Raw genomic sequence first — 1,053 nt, 5'->3', positions numbered from 1 at the left:
CCTAAGCAAGATCATATTCGACCGCGACGGACGCCTCCCAACACTTATCTCCTCCCAATCAGCTGCCACCTACTGGATCGAAGCACTCCCCGACAGAATCGGAGCTGACTCCCTAGTTAGCCGCCTCAACAACGGGCATCGAATCCGCATAGGAGACTTCGACATGCGCAAAGCCACCGCCCCAATAGAGCCGGACGAATAAAGCAAACAGCCGGGCCGACTCCTTCGGCCCGGCCCGGTACCAACTACCCGGAACACGGCAGTACCGGGTTCCCGAAACACCGGTACCAAAAACCCGCGTCTGACAGCTGGTGAAATAGCGTATTCATGCTCATTGAGCACGCGGCACATCCGCTCGATGGAATACAGGTGCCGGTGAGTGCGGAGGAAGTCCACAATCACTTTAGTTTGCGGTCGAGCTCCGCCTGGGCGAAAAAGCTGAGGCCAGTTTCAGGATCTCGTTGCCTTCTTTGAGCCGGGCATTTTCCTTGCGCAGGGTGTTAAGTTCCGCGTCTTTCTCGGCATCGGATTGCTCGACGGCGGCGTCCACCTTCTTCTCTTCTGTGCGTACCCAGTTGCGGATAGTCGATGTTTTGATGCCGATGACAGCTTCGACAGCGCGTAGTGCGGCTGCCTTGGATGAAGCGCCGTCAGCGAGCTCCTCGAAATACAGGCGCACCGCCCGCTGGCGGGTCTCCTGATCGTAAGGGCTGATAGCCATGATGTTCCTCCTGTGTTACATCATGCCCTCTCACCAACCCAGGCCGGTTTAATCAACCCGCCCGACAGGCCATGATCTGCCAGCCATAACAACGCCTGAAACACCACCGGTAGAACACGCACGCGATACCCGCGGCGCATATCTGGGTGGGTCTGCCCAGTTCAGCATGGAAAACCTCACGAAGAAAGGACCCCTACAGTCATGACACAGCCACAACCAGCATCAGCATCAGCGCGCTTTCTTGATGAATCGATCCTGCCTGTCTTTACCGATCTACGTATGACGGCTTTTGGCCGAACCGTGTGCTGAGTGCGCGTAGTTGGTAGGGGTAT

General features: G+C 57.0%; 1 protein-coding gene and 1 pseudogene. One reads left to right on the top strand and one right to left on the bottom strand.

Annotated features, from left to right (window positions below; genetic code table 11):
• Nucleotides 1–202: pseudogene (locus tag HMPREF3171_RS12315) on the top strand (ATP-binding protein); the annotation flags it as partial.
• 201 nt (nucleotides 203–403) lie between these two features.
• On the opposite strand, the gene HMPREF3171_RS04395 reads toward HMPREF3171_RS12315, so the two are convergent.
• Complete coding sequence (locus tag HMPREF3171_RS04395) at nucleotides 404–721, bottom strand: hypothetical protein (RefSeq protein WP_246815323.1); 318 nt, start codon at nucleotides 719–721, stop codon at nucleotides 404–406.
• Nucleotides 722–1,053: the final 332 nt, after the last annotated feature.

The sequence above is a fragment of the Corynebacterium sp. HMSC08F01 genome, from assembly GCF_001807545.1.
GTDB lineage: Bacteria > Actinomycetota > Actinomycetes > Mycobacteriales > Mycobacteriaceae > Corynebacterium > Corynebacterium coyleae.
The sequence above is the reverse complement of the archived record's forward strand: the minus strand, read 5'-3'. Positions and strand labels throughout refer to the sequence as shown.

Bases quoted from the DNA above. Each gene is read 5' to 3' on its own strand.
- HMPREF3171_RS04395 (WP_246815323.1), bottom strand. From the start codon at position 721: ATGGCTATCAGCCCTTACGATCAGGAGACCCGCCAGCGGGCGGTGCGC.